We start from the raw sequence: 13,320 nt of genomic DNA, 5'->3' as shown, positions 1-13,320 counted from the left end.
ATCCTTGCGCGCCTGCATGACGGCAGGCTGGCTTGGCGGCACGGCTAGCTTGTATCACGGCCGCGTGGCGGCAGCCACGGGGTCTGCCCGCGAGGATGTCGCCTGTCCGTCACAAGACGCCGGATTGCCGCGAAATGACAGCCACATTAAATGATCGCCATCCACGACCCGGCGCACCGCTGCCGTGTCCCAATGCACCTTTGAGCGACTGCAGCGGCGCAGCCGCGCAGTGCGAAGGAAGGCACCATGGGACTCTTGCAAAGACTGTTCGGACAACACGCGCGCGGCGGCCATCACGGCGGCAATATCGGCGTCCATATCGGCGGGCATCACGCCGGCGGCGCATACCCGCCTGCGGCCGTGGCGGCGGTCTGCCCCGGTTGCCATGCATCGATTGCCTCCAGCTCGCGCTTTTGCCCGCAGTGCGGCGGCGCGGTGCTGCCGCAGGCCTGCAGGAGCTGCAGCGCCAGCCATCCGGCCGGTGCGCGGTTCTGCGGGCAATGCGGCCAACCGACCACCTGACGGCGCAAGCGGGGGAGGCCCTGCGCTGCCATCAGGGGAAGGAGCGGGAATAATGGGCGCTTTCGCCAGAAGCACCCACGCCGCCCATGCTCCAGTACCACACCATCCCCGTCACCGCCTTCCAGCAGAACTGCTCGCTGGTCTGGTGCGACCAGACCATGGAAGCCGCCGTCATCGACCCGGGCGGCGACCTGGAGCAGATCGGCTGGGAGATAGATCGCCTGGGCCTGGCGCTCAAGGCCATCTGGCTCACGCACGCCCACATAGACCACGCGGGCGGCACGCGCGAGCTGGCCGATGCACAGCAGCTGCCCATCATCGGCCCCCATCCCGGAGACCAGTTCTGGATCGATGCGCTGCCCCAGCAGGGCGCCATGTTCGGCTTCCCGCATTCGGACCCCTTCACGCCCACGCGCTGGCTGCACGATGGCGACACGGTGAGCATCGGCCAGGAGACGCTGCAGGTGCGCCACTGCCCCGGCCATACGCCCGGCCACGTGGTGTTCCATGCGCCGCAGATCGACCGTGCCTTCGTGGGCGATGTGCTGTTCGCGGGCAGCATCGGCCGCACCGACTTTCCCCAGGGCAACCACCAGCAGCTGATCGACAGCATCGTCCAGCGCCTGTGGCCCATGGGCGACCAGACCGTGTTCATCCCGGGCCACGGCCCCGAAAGCAGCTTCGGCCGCGAGCGCAAGAGCAACCCCTACGTGGGCGGGACCTGAGCCTGCAGCTGCCTCAGCCCAGCACCTCGATCCACCGATAGCCCAGACGCACGCTGCCGCCCGCCTGCAGCTTGCGCAGCTCCTCGTTCACGCGCTGGCGCGAGGCGCCCACCACATGCGACAGATCTCCCTGCGATATGCGCAGCAGGGTGCGGCCACCGGACAGGGGCTGGCCGTTCTCTGCCGCCAGCACCTGCAAGGTGGCCCAGACCCGGGCATGCAGCGTGTCCTCCGAACTGATGAAGATCGTGTCCAGCAGCCCGTTCACGCGCAGGCTCAGCAGGCGCGCCACAGCCAGGCATGCGGGCGCATCGCGCTCCAGGAAGTCCAGCAGCGGCTGGCGCGGCAGGACCAGCACCTCGACATCTCCATCGGCCACCAGGTCCACGGGCACGGGCGCATTGCCCAGCACCGAGCTGATGCCGGTGATCTCCCCGGCCTCCAGCCAGCGCGTCATGCGCTCGGTGCCGCCCACGGTGAAGGCCACGACACGAAAGCGCCCTGACAGCAGCACCAGCGCATGGTCGGCCGCATCGCCGCGCTTTTGCACGAACTGTCCATCGCGGTAGCGGCGCCTGGAGCCTATGGCCCGCAGCCCGCGTGCCGATGCGGCCGGCAATTCGGCCAGCAGGTCCACGCGATAGCGCTCGCTGCGCGCCTGCGCCAAAGAGGTGTTGGGGGAACCGAGCTTGGTGTTCACCCGATCATTGTCCCTTTCGCGGCAATTGGCGCATAGCACCGTCCTTGTAATCGGCCCCATACCCACACGTATGGAGCCCGCCCCATGATCCGCACCACGCTCGCCCTGGTATCCGCCTTCGTGTTCGCCCTGCTCTCGACCCAGGCAGCCCTGGCACAGACGCCCACGCTGCGTATCCAGGACTACCCCGGCATCGGCAATTTCCTGGTGCGCGTGGCCAACGCGCGGGGACTGTGCGAGAAGCACGGCATACGCTGCGAACTGCGCCCCATCCCGCAGGCACCGCTGGCGCTGCAGACCTTGCTGGCCGGTGACCTCGAAGTGGCGTTTACGCCGCCCGAGGTGCTGCTCCAGGCGGTCAACAAGGGCGCCGACCTCAAGGTGATCGGCAGCGGCGCCAGCGCGCCGACGTTCTTCCTCATGGCCTCGGCGGCCCTGCCCATGGCGCATGCCGTCCAGGGCTATCCCGCCGTGATGCAGGACTTCAAGGGCCGGCGCATCGGCGTGACGGCGCGCGGCAGCGCGGCCGAATTCCAGCTCGTGAGCCTGCTGCAGGGCGCCGGCATGAAGGCGGACGACGTCACCATCGTCGCCGTGGGCTCGCCCAACACCGCCTTTCCGGCGATTGCGCAAAGGCAGGTCGATGGCCTGATGCTGTTCTCGCCCATGGACGGCTTTTGCGAGGTCAGCCAGGCCTGCCGCATCGTCGTCGATCCGCGCAGGGGCCAGGGTCCGGCCGATGTGGTGGACACCAACGGCGCCGGCGTGCTGCAGGTGGTGCGCGCCGACTTCCTGCGCAAGAACGCCCCGGCCGTGGAGGGCTTGCGCCGCGCCATGAACGAGGCGGCCGACTATGCCCGCGAACCGGCCCATTTCGATGCATTGCTCAAAGTCGCGCAGGACAGCTTCAGGATCAACACGCCCGGCGGCGACCGGATCCTGGAAGTGGCGCTGCGCAACGCCATTCCTTCCATGCAGTTTGCGGTGGACCCCAAGGCCCTGCAGCATGCCGCGCGCTACCTGCAGCGCACGGGGCAGATCAGCCGGCTGATCGACACCGCGCCCCTGCTGGCGCAGTGAAGGGGGCGCGCCATGACTTCCAATGGATCGCAACTGCCCCCGCAGGCCATTGCCGCCGACGGCCTGCACCTGAGCTTCGACGGCCGCACGCAGGTGCTGGACAACATTGCGCTGCAGGTGGCCGAGGGCGAATTCGTCTCGCTGGTCGGGCCCAGCGGCTGCGGCAAGACCAGCCTGCTCAACCTCTGCGCGGGCCTGGTGGCCCACACCGGCGCCGGCACGCTGCGCGTGCTGGGCGAGGCACCGCGCCTGGGCAGTTCCCGCGTGGGCTACATGCTGGCGCGCGACAGCCTGCTGCCCTGGTGCACGGCGCTGGAGAACGCCGCCTTCGGCGCGCGCGTGCGCGGCGTCGGCACGGCCGACAGCACGGAGCGCGCACTGCGCATGCTGCAGGAGGTGGGCCTGGCCGACCATGCGCAGGCCCTGCCCAAGGCCTTGTCCCACGGCATGCGCCAGCGCACGGCACTGGCGCGCACCTTTGCGCTGGACGCGCAGCTGCTGCTGATGGACGAGCCCTTCGGCGCCCTGGACGCGCAGACCAAGCTGCAGCTGCAGGACCTGCTGCTGCGCCTGTGCCAGCAGCACCGCCACAGCGTGCTGTTCGTGACCCACGACCTGGCCGAGGCCGTGGCCGTCTCCGACCGCGTGGTGGTGATGTCCTCGCGCCCGGGCCGCATCATCGCCGACCTGCCCATAGACCTGCCGCGCCCGCGCTCCATCCGCGACCTGCAGAAGTCGCCGCGCTTCCATGAACTCTATGCGGCCCTGTGGTCGCAGCTTGAATCGGGATGGGTGCACCATGAAGGCTGACCGTCTGCAATGGCTGGCGCTGCATGCGCTGTTCATCTGTCTCGTGCTGGGACTGGCCGAATGGGCCGCCGCGCGCCGCTGGCTGGACCCCACATTCTTCGGCCAGCCCAGCGGCGTGGCCGCCTATCTCTGGAACCATGCGGGCACGGCCCGGTTCTGGTCCGACCTGGGCTGGACGCTGGCCGCCGTGGGCTGCTCCTTCGTGCTGGGCAGCGTGGCCGCCTTCGCCACCGGGCTGGTCTTCGTGCGCTGGCCGGCCGTCGAGCGCTTTGCCGAACCCTACTTCAACGCGCTGAACGTGATGCCGCGCATCGCGCTGGCGCCGCTGTTCATCCTGTGGTTCGGGCTGGGGCTGGGCAGCAAGATCGCCGTGGGCTGCTCGCTGACCTTCTTCATCGTGCTGTCGGCCACGGTGGCAGGCATGCGGGGCGTCAGCCAGGACCACGTCACGCTGTGCCGCACCCTGGGCGCCAGCGCCGCCACCACCTTCTTCGAGGTCACGCTGCCCGGCGCCGTCCCGGTGATCTTCTCGGGCCTGCGCCTGGGATTGATCTATGCCCTGCTGGGCGTGGTGGGCACCGAGATCATCGCCAGCGAAAAGGGCCTGGGCCAGACCCTGGCCTACCTGGGCTCCACCTTCGACATCAATGGCGTCATGGCGCTGCTGCTGGTGCTGGCCCTGCTGGGCGTGGGCATGGTGCGCTTCATGTCCTGGGCCGAGAGGCGGCTGCTGCACTGGCAGTGAGCCCGCCAGCCCTCTCTCCCCACCTTCCTTCCTCTTCCTCCCCTTCCATCCGTTCCTCCAAGGAGTACCCCATGGCCAATGCCGCCCCCATGCAGCTGATCGACATCGACGCCCGCTACCACCACATCCGCCCCGTGCCGCGCATGCCCAACTTCGCGGCCTGGATCGAGGGCGTGGACCTGACCCGCCCCCTGTCCCCCGAGGTGCAGGCGGAACTGCGACAGGCCCTGTACGACTTCGAGGTCATCTTCTTCCGGCCCCAGGCCATCACGGCCGAGCAGCATGTGGCGCTGGCGCAGGTGTTCGGCCCGCTGTCCAAGGGCTCGTACTTCGAGCGCAAGAGCGGCATGCCCGACGTGGAGATGATCATCTCCGACAAGGACCGCCCGCCCGCCATAGACAACTGGCACACCGACATCAGCTGGAAGCAGCAGCCGCCGCTGGGCACCGTGATCCAGATCGTGACCACGCCACCGGCCGGCGGCAACACCTGCTGGACCAGCACCAGCAAGGCCTATGACTGGCTCTCGCCCGGCATGCAGCAGTACCTGGAAGGCCTGCAGGCGGTCCATACCTGGGAGGAATCGGGCTTCCGGGAATACCTGGGCCGCAAGGGCGAGGAGGCGCTGTTCGAGGCGCTGCGCCAGTTCAAGCCGGTGACGCATCCCGTGGTGCGCACCAACCCCGATTCAGGCCGCAAGTGCATCTTCGTCAATGCCGATTTCACGCGCCACATCACGGGCGTGGACCGGCACGAGGCGCGCGGCGTGCTCGCCTTCCTGCTGGACTGGCTGAAGAAGCCGGAGTTCATGGTGCATCATCAATGGGACGCGGGCGGCATCGCCATCTGGGACAACCGCAGCACGCAGCACTATGCTGTGGCCGACTACTGGCCCCACTACCGCGTGAACCAGCGCGTCACCTTCGACACCCCTTCCACCCAATGACAACGAGACACGGAGACAGCTTCATGAGCACGCAAGAGCACCTGCAGTTCTATATCGACGGCCAATGGGTTCCCCCGGCCGTGCCGCGCACGCTGGATGTGATCAATCCGTCCACCGAGGAGGTGGCGGCCCGCATCAGCATGGGCTCGGCCGCCGATGTCGATGCAGCCGTGGCCGCCGCACGCCGCGCGTTCGACGGCTTCTCGCAGACCACGCGCGACGAGCGGCTGGCCCTGCTGGACAAGGTGCTGGCGGTCTACATGCGCCGCATCGACGAGGTGGCGCAGACCATCTCGCTGGAGATGGGCGCGCCGCTGTGGCTGTCGCGCGCGGCCCAGGCCACGGTGGGCGCGGGGCACCTGAAGCAGACCCTGCAGGTGCTCAGGGACTTCGAGTTCGAGAGCGTGCGCGGCACCACCGGCATCGTGCATGAGCCCGTGGGCGTGGTGGGCATGATCACGCCCTGGAACTGGCCCATCAACCAGATCATGTGCAAGGTGGCACCGGCCCTGGCGGCGGGCTGCACCATGGTGCTCAAGCCCTCGGAGATCGCGCCGCTGAACGCCATCCTGGTGGCCGAAATCCTGCACGAAGCGGGCGTGCCGGCCGGCGTGTTCAACCTGGTCAACGGCGACGGCCCCTCGGTGGGCGAGGCCATGTCCGTGCACCCCGGCATCGACATGATGACCTTCACCGGCTCCACCCGCGCGGGCATTGCCGTGGCCAAGGCCTCGGCCGATACCGTCAAGCGCGTGACGCAGGAGCTGGGCGGCAAGTCGGCCAACATCGTGCTGGACGACGCAGACATTGAAAAGGCCGTGACCCAAGGCGTGAACGCCTGCTTCACCAACTCCGGCCAGAGCTGCAACGCGCCCACGCGCATGTTCGTGCCGCGCGCCCTGCATGCGCGCGCCGTGGCCGCGGCCAAGGCCGCTGCCGAAGGCATGAAGGTGGGCGATGCACTGGCCGACACGGGCGCCATGCACATGGGCCCCGTGGTCAGCGAGGCGCAGTTCCGCAAAATTCAGGGCCTGATCGAGGCCGGCATCGCCGAAGGCGCCACCCTGGTGGCCGGCGGCACGGGCCGCCCCGAGGGCCTTGCGCGCGGCTACTTCGTGCGGCCCACGGTGTTTGCCGACGTGCGCAACGACATGACCATTGCGCGCGAGGAAATCTTCGGCCCCGTGCTGGTCATCCTGCCCTACGACACGGAGGAGGAGGCCATCGCCCAGGCCAACGACACGCCCTACGGCCTGTCGGGCTATGTGCAGTCCGGCAGCCTGGAGCGCGCACGCCGTGTGGCCTCGCGCCTGCGCACCGGCATGGTCCACCTCAACGGTGCAGGACCGGACTTCGGCGCGCCGTTCGGCGGCTACAAGCAGTCGGGCACGGGCCGGGAATGGGGCGAGCACGGCTTCAAGGAGTACCTTGAAGTGAAAGCCGTGATGGGCTACCAACCCAAGCAAAAAGCCGCCGCCTGAAGGCGGCTGCCTACCCGCGCCGTGCGGCCTCGTAGAGGCCTTCCACGCGCGGGATGTTGCGCTCCAGTTCGCGGATGCGCTCGGGGCCTGCTGGGTGGGTGGACAGGAATTCCAGGCCGCCACGGTCGCCCGTGGCCTGGCCCATCTTGCGCCACAGCGAGACCGAGGCCTGGGGGTTGTAGCCGGCGCGCGCGGCCAGCTCCAGGCCCACGAGGTCGGCCTCGCTCTCGTCACCCCGGCTGAATTTCAGCGACAGCAACTGGCCGCCCAGGCGGGCCGCCGCATTGCCCAGGTCGCCCAGGCCCAGCAATTGGGCGCCCAGCGAGATGCCGATGCTGGTGGCCTGGTTCTTGGCCAGCTGCTCGCGCGAGTGCTCGCGCAGCGCATGGGCCATTTCGTGGCCCATGATCATGGCGATCTCGTCGTCGGTCAGCTGCAGCTGGTCGATGATGCCGGTGTAGAAGGCGATCTTGCCGCCCGGCATGCAAAAGGCATTGATCTCCTTGCTGCCGATCAGATTCACCTCCCAGCGCCAGGCATTGGCGCGCGGATTCCATTGCGCGGTGTAGGGGATCAGCCGCCGGGCGATGGCGCGCAGCCGCAGCAGCTGCGGGTTGCTGTCGCCGGCCAGTGCGCCCTGGGCGCGGGCCTTGGCCAGCAGTTGCTGGTACTGGTCGGTGGCGGCGCCTTCCAGCGTCTCGGCCGGCACCAGCTTGCGCAGGCCCGAGGCACCGCCCACCTGCACCTGGGCCGCCACCGGCGCCGCGGCAAGGCCCAGGGCCGCCGCGCTGCCGGCCAGCAAGAAACCGCGACGCGCGCGCCAGGGCGCGCAGGCACAGCCCCAGGCGGACGGGGCACAGGATTCGGAAGAGAGATGGGATGGCTGCTGCATGCCGCCAAGTCTAGCGGCCATGCATGCCTGCAACATGCGGAGAACAGCGCATCGTGAAGAGCGGCGCCGGCCTACAAAGAGTCACGCCATCTGCGCGGCCATCACGGCCCGCTGCGAGCGCATCTCGGCGCCGATCACCAGCATCAGCCCGGCCAGCACGGCCAGCAGCCCCAGCCACGATTGCAGCGGCTGCCGCTCGCCCACGACCCACACCGCCAGCACGAAGGCCGCCACGGGCTCGATCAGGCTCAGCGTCACGCCCGTGGGGCCGGAGATGCTGCGCAGCCCGATGGAAAACAGCATGTGCGCCAGGCCCGACACCACCACGCCCAGGTAGACCACCACCAGCACGGCCGCCAGGCTCCACTGCGGCAGGCCGCTTTGCACCACCGCAATCGGCACCGCCATGCAGGCCGCCCCGGTGAACACATAGAAATTCACCACGCGCGGCGACATGTGGGTGACCAGGCGCTTGTTGATCAGCGCATAGCCCGCGTACGACAGCCCCGCCAGCAGGCACAGGGCCAGGCCGCTCCAGGACAGCGTGGCGCCGCCCCGGGCCACCACCATGGCCGCGCCTCCCGCCACGCTCACCAGCGTGCCGGCCCACCACAGGGCAGACAGGGGCGCGCGCAGCACCAGCGCCTGCATCAGCCCGGCCCAGATGGGGCCGCTGCCAATGGCCACGGCCGTGCCCACGGCCACGCCCGTGAGCGTCACGCCCTCGTAGAAAAAGATGCTGTAGCCGCCGATTCCCATGGATGCCAGCAGGAACCAAGCCGGGCGCAGGCCCAGGTGCACCGGGTTGGGCAGCAGCGGCTGGACGGGTGCCCCGCCCTGCCCGGCCCGCCCGCGCAGCCTCCAATGGGAGACCGCCAGCAGCACGCCCAGAAACAGGCTGGAAACCGCCAGCTGCGCGGCGCCCACCCAGAACGGCGACAGCCCGCCTGCGCCCAGGCTTTGCGCCGTGCCCGTCGTGCCCCAGAGCACGGCGGCCACGGAGACGAAGGCGATGCCGACGGCGGAGGAAGAAGCGGAAGAGTTGCGAACCATGGCGCCATGTTGCGCCTGGCGCGGCCGGGCATTTGTCGAGAAACGCTCGTAGTCCGCAAGACTGTGAACGGGCTAGCCGCGCAGCTGCCGCGCCGTCACGCCCCGGTCGCGCCGCAGCGCATAGGCCAGCGCGCTGGCCGAGGCATATCCGCAGCGCAGCGCCGTGGCCTCCAGGGGCAGGCCCCGCGCCAGCCCGCGCTCGGCCGCATCCAGGCGCAGGCCGCGCAGCCAGGCCTGGGGCGGCTGGCCCGCCAGCTCCACGAAGCGTGCGTGAAAGCGCTGGGCGCTCATGTGACACAGGGCGGCCAGCCGGGCCGTGGGCCAGTCCTCGTGCAATGCGGCCTGTACGCTCGTGGTCAGTTGCTGCAGGTCCAGCCCCCGGCGCGCCAGCAGGCCGGGCGCCTGCAGCACCTGGGCCAGCTGCTCTGTGGCCGGGCCTTCCGACTCCCGGCCGCGCAGGGCCGGTGGCACGGAAAAGCGCCGCATCCGGTCCAGCCCCGGGCCGCTGGGCGCATCGATGACGAACACGCGCGAGCGCGGCGCCGCCAGGTAGCCGTGGTCCACGCCGGCGGGGATGAGCATGCCGCTGACGGCGTCCACAAAGGCGCTGCGCCCGCCCACTTCCAGCTCCATGCGGCCCTGCAGCGCATAGAGGATTTGCGCATGGCCGTGGGCATGGGCCTGGTGCTCGCCGCTGTAGCTACGCACCGAGCTGTGCGGCGCGAAGGCGGTATCGGTGGCATCGGCCGCGCCGTCTTGCGCGGCGGCATCGCTGTGGAGGGAAGAGAGGGTGTAGGCCATGGCGGCATCCTGTGCCCGCGATGGTAGCGCGCGCCAGTCCGCGCCACCATGGGCCCGATAATGGCCGCAGCCTGCCGCAGCCCAACATGACCGAGCCGTCCACCACCACCTCCTCCGCCCCTTCCACCCCCACTGAAGCGCCCCGCCGCAGCTGGGCCCAGACCCTGCGCGTCTATGCCGAGCCGGCCAGCCTGCGCATGCTGGCCCTGGGTTTTTCGGCAGGCCTTCCGCTGCTGCTGGTGCTGGGCACGTTGTCGTTCTGGCTGCGCGAGGCCGGCGTGGACCGCACCACCATCGGCTACCTGAGTTGGGTGGGCCTGGCCTATGCCTTCAAGTGGGTCTGGTCGCCGCTGGTGGACCGCATGCCGCTGCCGCTGCTCACGCGCTGGCTGGGGCGGCGGCGCGGCTGGCTGCTGTTCGCGCAGATGCTCATCGTCGCCGGGCTGTGCGGCATGGCGTTCAATGATCCGCGCGTCTCGCTCACGCCGCTGGTGTGGTGCGCGCTGGCCGTGGCCTTCGGCTCGGCCACGCAGGACATTGCGCTGGACGCCTACCGCATCGAATCGGCCGACACCGAGCGCCAGGCCGCGCTGGCCGCCACCTACCAGACCGGCTACCGGCTGGCCATGATATGGGCCGGCGCCGGCGTGCTGTGGCTGGCCGCCCGCGCCGAGGTGGCGGGCACGGCGGGCTACCAGAGCGGTGCCTGGCAGGTGGCCTACCTGGCCATGGCCGCCTCCATGGCCGTGGGCATGCTGACCGTGCTGCTCTCGCCGGAACCGGTGCCGCGCCCGCTGGCGCCTGCCCGCAACGCGGCCGAGTGGCTGCGTGGCGCGCTGGTCGAGCCCTTTGCCGACTTCCTGGGCCGCTACCGCTGGCAGGCGCTGCTGGTGCTGGGCCTGATCGCCATCTACCGCATCAGCGACGTGGTCATGGGCATCATGGCCAACCCCTTCTACGTGGACATGGGCTTCACCAAGGACGAGGTGGCCGCCGTGACCAAGGTTTACGGCGTGATCATGACGCTGGCGGGCGCCTTCCTGGGCGGGGCGCTGGCCATGCGCTGGGGCGTGATGCGCGTGCTGATGCTGGGCGCCGCGCTGTCGGCCGCCACCAACCTGCTGTTCGCCTGGCTGGCCACGCGCGGCCATGACGTGAATGCGCTGGTCTGGGTGGTGAGCGCGGACAACCTGGCCGGCGGCATCGCCTCGGCGGCCTTCATCGCCTACCTGTCAGGGCTGACCAACGTGCAGTACTCGGCCACGCAGTACGCGCTGTTCAGCTCCATGATGCTGCTGGCGCCCAAGTGGCTGGCCGGCTTCTCGGGCGCCTTTGTCGATGCGCATGGCTACGTGAGCTTCTTCCAGGCCACGGCCCTGCTGGGCCTGCCCGTGCTGGTGCTGATCGCGCTGGCCTCGCGCGTGCATGCGGTGCGGCCCGCGCAACGCGGCAGTTGAGCGGCTGGCCGCAGGCTGCGCTGTTTTACCGAACTTTACGCAAGCGACAAGCGCGGCTGACGGGGGGCTGCGAGCATCGTCGCAACACGACGCCAGGCCCCAGCATGAATACACTGCCCTCCATGAGTACGCACCATCTTCTTATGATCGAAGACGACACCCGCCTCGCGCAGATGGTGGGTGACTACCTGGGCAACAACGGCCTGCAGGTCACGCACATGGGCGACGCCCGCAGCGGCCTGGAGCAGCTGCAGCCCGCCGACGGCGTGGCCGGCGCCGACCTGCCCGACCTCGTCATCCTCGACCTCATGCTGCCCGACATGGACGGCCTGGAGGTCTGCCGGCGCATCCGCGCCCTGCCCGGCCCCGCAGCCCAGGTGCCGGTGCTGATGCTCACGGCCAAGGGCGACCCCATGGACCGCATCATCGGCCTGGAGATCGGCGCCGACGACTACCTGCCCAAGCCCTTCGAGCCGCGCGAGCTGCTGGCGCGCATCCGCGCCATCCTGCGCCGGCGCGGCGGCGGCGAGGGCTCGGCCGCCGGCCAGCCGACCACGGCGCTGCGCTTCGGCAGCCTGGAGATCGACCGCGACGCGCGCAGCGTCACCGTGGCGGGCCAGCCCTGCGAGCTGACCTCCTACCAGTTCGACCTGCTGGTCACGCTGGCCGAGCGCGCGGGCCGCGTGCTCACGCGCGACCAGATCATGGAGGCCGTGCGAGGCCGCGAACTGGAGGCCTTCGACCGCTCCATCGACGTGCACATGGGCCGCATCCGCGCCGCCATCGAGGCCGACCCCAAGGCGCCCAAGCGCATCCTGACCGTGCGCGGCGTGGGCTACGTCTTCGCCAAACAACAAGACTGACCGCTGCATGAAGCTGCTGTCCCTCTTCTCCCAGCGCCTGTACCTGCGCATCTGGCTGGCCGTGGTCGGTGGCGTGGCCGTGCTCACGCTGACGGTGGCCTGGGCATGGCAGATCGCGGCCGAGCAGAACGCGCAGAACGTGCAAAGCGCCAGCTCGCCGCCCTCGCGCGACGTGGCCATGCGCGATGCGGACGGCAAGGTCATCGCCCAGGGCCGCGCGCGGCGCCTGCCCGGCCCGCCCGAGGAGGGCCTGCGCTTCGAAATCGAAGGCACGGACGGCCAGACCTACATGCTGCACATGGCGCCGCGCCCGCCGCGCGGTGACCGCCCGCCGCACGACGGCGCCGCCGCCTTCTGGCTGCGCCCGCCCTTCGGCTTTCTGTGGCTGCTGGGCCTGGTGGGCGTGGCCGTGGCCGTGGGCGTGTTCCCCATCATCCGCCGCCTGCTCAAGCGGCTGGAGAACCTGCAGCGCGGCGTCAAGCGCTTTGGCGAGGGCGACCTGTCGGTGCGCGTGCCCGAGCACGGCAGCGACGAGGTGGCCGACCTGGCCCACCAGTTCAACGCCGCCGCCGCGCGCATAGAGACCCTGGTGACCTCGCACAAATCGCTGCTGGCCAATGCCTCGCACGAGCTGCGCTCGCCGCTGACGCGCATCCGCATGGGCCTGGAATTCATGGGCGACGACCCGGCCAGCGCCCGCGCGCGCGCCGAGATCCAGCGCAACATCAGCGAGCTGGACCAGCTGGTGGACGAGATCCTGCTGGCCAGCCGTCTGGAGACCTATGAGGGCGACGTGGGCACGATAGAGCCCGTGGACCTGATCGGCCTGGCCGCCGAGGAATGCGCGCGCGTGGATGCCGACCTGGACCTGCAGTCCACTGACGCGCTGGAAGTGCCCGGCATCTCCAAGCTGCTGCGCCGTGCCGTGCGCAACCTGCTGGAGAACGCGCGCCGCTACAGCCAGGGCGCCATCACGCTGGAGCTGGCGCGCCAGGACGCCATGGCCGAGATCCGCGTCTGCGACCATGGCCCCGGCGTGGCGCCGGCCCACCGCGAGCGCATCTTCGAGAAGTTCTTCCGCCTGCCCGGCGCCAGCGAGCGCTCGGGCGGCGTGGGCCTGGGCCTGGCCCTGGTGCGCTCCATCGCCCAGCGCCACGGCGGCAGCGTGCACTGCGAAGGCCGCGCCGACGGCCAGCCGGGCGCCTGCTTCGTGCTGCGGCTGCCGCTGGCCTGAGCTGCCGCCT

14 protein-coding genes are annotated in these 13,320 nt (G+C 70.0%); 10 read left to right on the top strand and 4 right to left on the bottom strand.

The window, feature by feature from the left end; all coding sequences use genetic code 11:
* Positions 1–246 precede the first annotated feature (246 nt).
* Both U6958_RS03690 and U6958_RS03685 read left to right on the top strand, forming a co-directional pair.
* Positions 247–522 (top strand): zinc ribbon domain-containing protein, encoded by a 276-nt coding sequence (locus U6958_RS03690; RefSeq protein ID WP_074922588.1) that lies wholly within the window; start codon positions 247–249, stop codon positions 520–522.
* An 86-nt stretch (positions 523–608) separates the two neighbouring features.
* Positions 609–1,247: an MBL fold metallo-hydrolase gene (locus U6958_RS03685; RefSeq protein WP_034365678.1), complete on the top strand. Its 639-nt coding sequence runs from the start codon at positions 609–611 to the stop codon at positions 1,245–1,247.
* A 13-nt stretch (positions 1,248–1,260) separates the two neighbouring features.
* Here U6958_RS03685 and U6958_RS03680 read toward each other — a convergent pair whose 3' ends face one another.
* The gene (locus tag U6958_RS03680) at positions 1,261–1,947 is read right to left on the bottom strand and encodes a Crp/Fnr family transcriptional regulator (RefSeq protein WP_074922586.1); all 687 of its coding nucleotides are present in this window, start codon (positions 1,945–1,947) and stop codon (positions 1,261–1,263) included.
* A gap of 84 nt (positions 1,948–2,031) precedes the next feature.
* On the opposite strand from U6958_RS03680, the gene U6958_RS03675 reads away from it, so the two are divergent.
* From U6958_RS03675 to U6958_RS03655, 5 genes are all read left to right on the top strand, one after another.
* On the top strand, positions 2,032–3,027 hold the full coding sequence (locus U6958_RS03675; RefSeq protein WP_074922585.1) for an ABC transporter substrate-binding protein: 996 nt from the start codon (positions 2,032–2,034) through the stop codon (positions 3,025–3,027).
* A 12-nt stretch (positions 3,028–3,039) separates the two neighbouring features.
* Positions 3,040–3,837, top strand: a complete 798-nt coding sequence (locus U6958_RS03670) for an ABC transporter ATP-binding protein (RefSeq protein ID WP_016448569.1) — start codon at positions 3,040–3,042, stop codon at positions 3,835–3,837.
* The gene (locus U6958_RS03665; RefSeq protein WP_016453606.1) at positions 3,827–4,582 is read left to right on the top strand and encodes an ABC transporter permease; all 756 of its coding nucleotides are present in this window, start codon (positions 3,827–3,829) and stop codon (positions 4,580–4,582) included. Before U6958_RS03670 ends, U6958_RS03665 begins: the two co-directional genes overlap by 11 nt.
* Before the next feature lie 71 nt (positions 4,583–4,653).
* Positions 4,654–5,529 carry a TauD/TfdA family dioxygenase gene (locus U6958_RS03660; protein WP_016448570.1) on the top strand — a complete coding sequence of 292 codons (876 nt, stop codon included), beginning with the start codon at positions 4,654–4,656 and terminating at the stop codon, positions 5,527–5,529.
* Between the two features lie 23 nt (positions 5,530–5,552).
* Positions 5,553–7,010, top strand: a complete 1,458-nt coding sequence (locus U6958_RS03655; protein WP_016448571.1) for an aldehyde dehydrogenase family protein — start codon at positions 5,553–5,555, stop codon at positions 7,008–7,010.
* A gap of 10 nt (positions 7,011–7,020) precedes the next feature.
* Here U6958_RS03655 and U6958_RS03650 read toward each other — a convergent pair whose 3' ends face one another.
* From U6958_RS03650 to U6958_RS03640, 3 genes are all read right to left on the bottom strand, one after another.
* Positions 7,021–7,923 carry a M48 family metallopeptidase gene (locus tag U6958_RS03650; RefSeq protein ID WP_074922583.1) on the bottom strand — a complete coding sequence of 301 codons (903 nt, stop codon included), beginning with the start codon at positions 7,921–7,923 and terminating at the stop codon, positions 7,021–7,023.
* Between the two features lie 60 nt (positions 7,924–7,983).
* A complete protein-coding gene (locus tag U6958_RS03645) occupies positions 7,984–8,955 on the bottom strand; it encodes a DMT family transporter (protein WP_074922582.1) in 972 nt (323 codons plus the stop codon).
* 72 nt (positions 8,956–9,027) lie between these two features.
* Positions 9,028–9,756 (bottom strand): helix-turn-helix domain-containing protein, encoded by a 729-nt coding sequence (locus tag U6958_RS03640; RefSeq protein WP_047326943.1) that lies wholly within the window; start codon positions 9,754–9,756, stop codon positions 9,028–9,030.
* Between the two features lie 86 nt (positions 9,757–9,842).
* Between U6958_RS03640 and U6958_RS03635 the strand changes: the two genes are divergently transcribed.
* The 3 genes from U6958_RS03635 to U6958_RS03625 all read left to right on the top strand — a co-directional run bounded on the left by U6958_RS03635 (position 9,843) and on the right by U6958_RS03625 (position 13,310).
* Positions 9,843–11,213, top strand: a complete 1,371-nt coding sequence (locus U6958_RS03635) for an AmpG family muropeptide MFS transporter (protein WP_392413666.1) — start codon at positions 9,843–9,845, stop codon at positions 11,211–11,213.
* 104 nt (positions 11,214–11,317) lie between these two features.
* Positions 11,318–12,076 carry a response regulator gene (locus tag U6958_RS03630; RefSeq protein ID WP_074922578.1) on the top strand — a complete coding sequence of 253 codons (759 nt, stop codon included), beginning with the start codon at positions 11,318–11,320 and terminating at the stop codon, positions 12,074–12,076.
* Between the two features lie 7 nt (positions 12,077–12,083).
* The gene (locus U6958_RS03625; protein ID WP_016453614.1) at positions 12,084–13,310 is read left to right on the top strand and encodes an ATP-binding protein; all 1,227 of its coding nucleotides are present in this window, start codon (positions 12,084–12,086) and stop codon (positions 13,308–13,310) included.
* Positions 13,311–13,320: the final 10 nt, after the last annotated feature.

Source organism: Delftia lacustris (genome assembly GCF_040267515.1).
GTDB lineage: Bacteria > Pseudomonadota > Gammaproteobacteria > Burkholderiales > Burkholderiaceae_C > Comamonas > Comamonas tsuruhatensis.
Note: the sequence above shows the minus strand (reverse complement) of the source record. Positions and strands in the feature narration are given on the sequence as shown.

Excerpts from the sequence above, each read along its gene's own strand:
- U6958_RS03690 (WP_074922588.1), top strand. The coding sequence starts at position 247 with ATGGGACTCTTGCAAAGACTGTTCGGACAACACGCGCGCGGCGGCCAT.
- U6958_RS03685 (WP_034365678.1), top strand. The coding sequence starts at position 609 with ATGCTCCAGTACCACACCATCCCCGTCACCGCCTTCCAGCAGAACTGC.
- U6958_RS03675 (WP_074922585.1), top strand. The coding sequence starts at position 2,032 with ATGATCCGCACCACGCTCGCCCTGGTATCCGCCTTCGTGTTCGCCCTG.
- U6958_RS03670 (WP_016448569.1), top strand. The coding sequence starts at position 3,040 with ATGACTTCCAATGGATCGCAACTGCCCCCGCAGGCCATTGCCGCCGAC.
- U6958_RS03665 (WP_016453606.1), top strand. The coding sequence starts at position 3,827 with ATGAAGGCTGACCGTCTGCAATGGCTGGCGCTGCATGCGCTGTTCATC.
- U6958_RS03660 (WP_016448570.1), top strand. The coding sequence starts at position 4,654 with ATGGCCAATGCCGCCCCCATGCAGCTGATCGACATCGACGCCCGCTAC.
- U6958_RS03655 (WP_016448571.1), top strand. The coding sequence starts at position 5,553 with ATGAGCACGCAAGAGCACCTGCAGTTCTATATCGACGGCCAATGGGTT.
- U6958_RS03650 (WP_074922583.1), bottom strand. The coding sequence starts at position 7,923 with ATGGCCGCTAGACTTGGCGGCATGCAGCAGCCATCCCATCTCTCTTCC.
- U6958_RS03645 (WP_074922582.1), bottom strand. The coding sequence starts at position 8,955 with ATGGTTCGCAACTCTTCCGCTTCTTCCTCCGCCGTCGGCATCGCCTTC.
- U6958_RS03640 (WP_047326943.1), bottom strand. The coding sequence starts at position 9,756 with ATGGCCTACACCCTCTCTTCCCTCCACAGCGATGCCGCCGCGCAAGAC.
- U6958_RS03635 (WP_392413666.1), top strand. The coding sequence starts at position 9,843 with ATGACCGAGCCGTCCACCACCACCTCCTCCGCCCCTTCCACCCCCACT.
- U6958_RS03630 (WP_074922578.1), top strand. The coding sequence starts at position 11,318 with ATGAATACACTGCCCTCCATGAGTACGCACCATCTTCTTATGATCGAA.
- U6958_RS03625 (WP_016453614.1), top strand. The coding sequence starts at position 12,084 with ATGAAGCTGCTGTCCCTCTTCTCCCAGCGCCTGTACCTGCGCATCTGG.